4 protein-coding genes are annotated in these 3618 nt (G+C 69.7%); all 4 read left to right on the top strand.

From position 1 onward, the window contains the following. The first annotated feature begins 151 nt into the window (after window positions 1-151). Window positions 152-322 carry a hypothetical protein gene (locus tag AA75_RS15670; RefSeq protein WP_033820638.1) on the top strand — a complete coding sequence of 57 codons (171 nt, stop codon included), beginning with the start codon at window positions 152-154 and terminating at the stop codon, window positions 320-322. A 274-nt stretch (window positions 323-596) separates the two neighbouring features. Beyond that, the gene (locus tag AA75_RS15665; protein WP_033820637.1) at window positions 597-794 is read left to right on the top strand and encodes a hypothetical protein; all 198 of its coding nucleotides are present in this window, start codon (window positions 597-599) and stop codon (window positions 792-794) included. 981 nt (window positions 795-1775) lie between these two features. Continuing rightward, window positions 1776-2687, top strand: a complete 912-nt coding sequence (locus AA75_RS49375; RefSeq protein ID WP_033820636.1) for a hypothetical protein — start codon at window positions 1776-1778, stop codon at window positions 2685-2687. Window positions 2688-2689: 2 nt separating this feature from the next. Continuing rightward, window positions 2690-3618 (top strand): SRPBCC family protein (locus AA75_RS15655; protein ID WP_033820635.1); only part of this gene is annotated, 929 nt, incomplete at its 3' end.

Below are 3618 nucleotides of genomic sequence, written 5' to 3'. Positions count from 1 at the left end.
CAGAACCCGAAGAATGATCACGACATCACACAGGCCCTAGTTACGCCATGCCGCCTGCCCTCTCGCGACCGATAGATTCGCACGAATATTGGCAGCCGCCCGGGGCAAGCGTTCGCCGAAGCTGATCACGCCCGATGCGGAGGTTGTTGCGATGGTTCCCCTACTTCTCGTGCTGCTCCTGGCCCTTCTCCTGTTCGGAGCGGGCTTTGCTGTCAAGATCCTCTGGTGGGTGGCGATCATTGTGCTGGTGGTGTGGCTGGCCGGGTTCGTTGCCCGCGGTACCCACTCCTCCGGACGCCGCCACCGCTGGTACCGCTGGTAGACGTCCGCCGGCCACACCGACCCGCCGCGCCTGCGAGGGCGAAGCCCATGCCACGGCCCCACTCAGCCGCTACGGACGAACAGCGATCGGCGCGATCTGCTGCGCCGTCGGGGCGTGTCACAGGCGCGGCGGGGCCGGCTCTCGTGCAGGTGTGTGACCTTCGCCGGGCTGGGCAGACGGTTCTCACCACACGATCATTCGGGCCTCGGCCGGCTGTACCGGGCGTTCGGCCCGGGACCCGCCGAAATCCACTTCGGACTGGGGGTGTTCCCCAATGCCAGCCACCCGCAGAGAGCTCACGACCCTCGGAGAGAGCATCGAGCCGGCCGAGCCGATCGCGCAGTCGGTGCAAGACCGGGTGCGCCTGCTGGTGGCGTCGCGGGCCAGGGACCCCGACGACTGCCAGGTGCTGTTGGAGGCTCTCGGCCTGGCCGGCGAATCGGATCCGCTCGCCGTGCCGGGAGAGGGCTGACCGCCGTGGATGCCGATGGCTTCGGCGTGGACACCTGGCCGTTCGGGCCGCGCACCGCCTCGGGCGGCCACCCGACCCCCACCTGCTGGGCAGGTGACAGCCACGCTCCAATCTCGATCTCCCGGAGGTGCGTATGACCACCGCGACGGTGTTGCTGGCGGCGCCGCCCGGCTCGCCGCCGTCCTGACCGCCCCCGACTGCGACCATCGCTACCGCGGGCGCGCACCACTGTGATTCGCGGTGACGTCACCGGCCGCCCCCGCCACGCCCGCCCCTCACCCCGACCCGGACGCGCGGCTCGGCGGCCTCGGGGTGCGATGCCATCTGCCCGGTGGCAGTTCGGGGACGTGGCCGGGCAGGTTGGGCAGGCCGTGGCGTCGACCTCGCGCCATCCGGTGAAGTCGCCGGTGGTGAAGGCGCCCTGCGCTGGCCGGGCCGCCCGGCCGGTCAGGGCCCTGGCGCAACCGGCGATCGTGCGGCTCTGGGAGACCGCCTGGGCCGAGTTCGTGCCGTTCCTCAGCTTCACGCTGAGGTCCGGCGGGTCAGCTGCACCACGAACGCGATCGAATCGCTCAACGTCCGGATCTTGGCCGAAGTTACACCGGGATGCGGACCAAACCCGCCCCGACGTGCTGCCCGCCCGGGCCCACGACGCGTTCACGTCGCGGTGTCGCTTCGCAGAATCCTGTGCCGGGCGTGCGCTCAACCAGCCAACTGGCCAGACTGGAGATACGGCTCGCAGCGCCCGAGAGCGCCGTTCCTCGCGGAGCTGCACCCCGTTCAACCAGGTGCGGAGAGTGACGGGTCGTCATGACGTGCCTGTTGCCTGTTGCCTGTGTGGCTCAGGGCCCCGGCTGCGTCGCGTGCGTCCGGCCAGCGAGAACCGGGGCAATGCTCCCGTCGTGGAGCGCGGGCCCTCGTACCTTTGTGCCCCTGGACGCGGTGCCCGATCAGGAAGGGGCTGGCTGAAGGGATGGCTTCATGGACACCACCACCAAGGTCGCTCTGGGCGCCGCGGTCGCCGGCGGATACGTACTCGGGCGCGCGAAGAAAGGGCGGCTTGCCTTCGCCGCCGCGACCTACATTGCCGGACGGCGGTTCGGCCTCGATCCGCGGCAGCTCGCCACCGAGGGGCTCAAGAAGCTGGGTGAGGTTCCCCAGGTCGCGGAGCTCAGTGAGCAAGTCAAGGGGGAGCTCCTGGAGACGGGCAAGAAGGCTTTGGTCGCCGCGGCCAACCGGCGCGTCGGAGAGCTCGCGGATTCCCTGCGTGAGCGCACCCTCAACGTCGGCAAGCCGAAGCCCGAAGACGCGGACGAGCAGGAGCCGGAGGACGAGGACACGGACGAGGAGGAGCTGGAGCCCGAGGAAGAGGAGGAGGGGGGGCCCGCAGACGAGGAGGAGCCGGAGTCCGAGGAAGAAGAGGGCCAGGAATCGGAGGACGAGGAGCCGCAGGAGTCTGCCGAGCGCGAGGCGCAGGAGGAGCCCGAGGAGGGGGGAGAGCCGGAGGACGAGCTGCCGCGCGAGCGTGCCCCACGGCGCCGGGCAGGGTCGAGCGGCGATCGTTCCGGGCGGCCCTCGCGGTCGGCCCCCAGGGGGGAGCCCGAGCCCTCGACCGAACGCAGGCCCGTGAAGAAGGCTCCGGCCAGGAAGTCGGCCCCGGCTGCCAAGAAGGCGCCGGCGAACAGTACTCCGCCCGCAAAGCGTTCGGCAGCGCGGACCGGATTGGCCAAGGCCCCGGCCGAGAAGACCGCGGGCCGGAAAGCGGCCGGCCCGGCGAAGAAGACCGCGGACAAGAAGACCGGGGGGCCGAAGGCGGCCGCCCCGGCGCGGAAGGCCCCGGCCAAGAAGACCGCGTCCGGTACATCCTCCACGCGTTCCACCCGTAGGAGGTAGGCATGGCCACGAGGGACCGTGAGTCACCCGAGAAGTCCGCCGAAGAGTCGTCCGAAAAGTCGAGCTTCGACAAGCTGCGGGAGGAGGCGGTGCACTTCCTCGGGGCCCAGATGGAGCACCTGGTCGAGAAGGCCGGAGACAAGGTCTCCGACCTGACGGGTCAGCTCGGAGAGGTGGCCGAGAACGGGGGAGTGCTGCCGAAGGTCGGCGCCCGCGTCCTGCAGGGCGATTCCCCGGTGAAGGCCTTCCTCGGCGAAAAGGCGAAGAGCGTCAAGGACAACGTGGTCGACAAGGTCAAGGGGGCGTTCGGCGGGGGCGGCAAGCCCGGGCGGAAGTCCGGCAAGAAGCCGATGAACATGATCGAGACCCTCGACGTCGGTGTGCCCGTGCGAGCCGCGTACGACCACTGGACGAAGTACGAGGATTTCAGCGGCTTCGCCAAGGGCGTGCAGAGCGTCTCCCAGGGCGACGAGGTCACCACCGACTGGAAGGTGAAGGTCGGTCCGTCCAAGCGGAGTTTCAAGGCCACCGTCCAGGAGCAGGTGCCGGACGAGCGCATCGTATGGACCTCGCAGGGTGCCAAGGGCAGCACTCGCGGCGCGGTGAGCTTCCACGAGATCACTCCCACCCTGACCCGCATCGTTCTTGTCGTTGAGTACTACCCCGCGGGCTTCTTCGAGAAGACCGGCAACATCTGGCGCGCGCAGGGCCGCCGGCTGCGGCTGGACTTCAAGAACTTCCAGCGCTACGTCTCCCTCACCAACGACGAGGCCGAGGGCTGGCGCGGTGAGATCCGCGACGGCGAGGTCGTCAAGACCCACGACGAGGCGATGGAGGAGGAAGAAGCCGCCCAGGAGCAGGAGGACCAGGAAGGCGAGGGCGAGGAGTACAAGGACGCGGAGGACGAGGGCGAGGGCGAGGAGTACGAGGA

The organism is Kitasatospora sp. MBT63 (genome assembly GCF_000710465.2).
Classification (GTDB): Bacteria; Actinomycetota; Actinomycetes; order Streptomycetales; family Streptomycetaceae; genus Kitasatospora.
This window is presented reverse-complemented; position numbering and strand designations above follow the sequence as displayed.

Bases quoted from the DNA above. Each gene is read 5' to 3' on its own strand.
- AA75_RS15670 (WP_033820638.1), top strand. From the start codon at position 152: ATGGTTCCCCTACTTCTCGTGCTGCTCCTGGCCCTTCTCCTGTTCGGA.
- AA75_RS15665 (WP_033820637.1), top strand. From the start codon at position 597: ATGCCAGCCACCCGCAGAGAGCTCACGACCCTCGGAGAGAGCATCGAG.
- AA75_RS49375 (WP_033820636.1), top strand. From the start codon at position 1,776: ATGGACACCACCACCAAGGTCGCTCTGGGCGCCGCGGTCGCCGGCGGA.